This is a genomic window from Pseudomonas sp. 2822-15 (assembly GCF_002742515.1).
Classification (GTDB): domain Bacteria; phylum Pseudomonadota; class Gammaproteobacteria; order Pseudomonadales; family Pseudomonadaceae; genus Aquipseudomonas; species Aquipseudomonas salomonii.
The window spans coordinates 1-233 of the sequence record NZ_LJRY01000434.1; the positions used below are offsets into that span (position 1 = coordinate 1).

Sequence of the window (233 nt, forward strand, 5' to 3'; positions counted from 1 at the left end):
GGAAAAATGTATCCAAACGGTTATCGTGCAGCTAGTAGAAACAATAAGAAAACTAAGAGTGCTTAAACAGAAATTTTAAAAGAGCGTGAGAAGTGTTTTCTCACGCTCTTTCTAATTGTACATTTTTTAGAGGTATTATCGTTGCGTACCGCCAAACTGTTGTTCAGCTTGTTGTACTAAACGCTTAGTGATTTCTCCACCCACTGAACCGTTAGCACGGCATGTTGCATCTG

General features: G+C 39.1%; 1 protein-coding gene. It reads right to left on the bottom strand.

Annotation, left to right across the window (positions count from 1 at the left end; all coding sequences use genetic code 11):
* Positions 1-135 precede the first annotated feature (135 nt).
* A partial coding sequence (locus AOA59_RS33760) for a small, acid-soluble spore protein, alpha/beta type (protein ID WP_143522882.1) occupies positions 136-233 on the bottom strand: 98 nt, incomplete at its 5' end.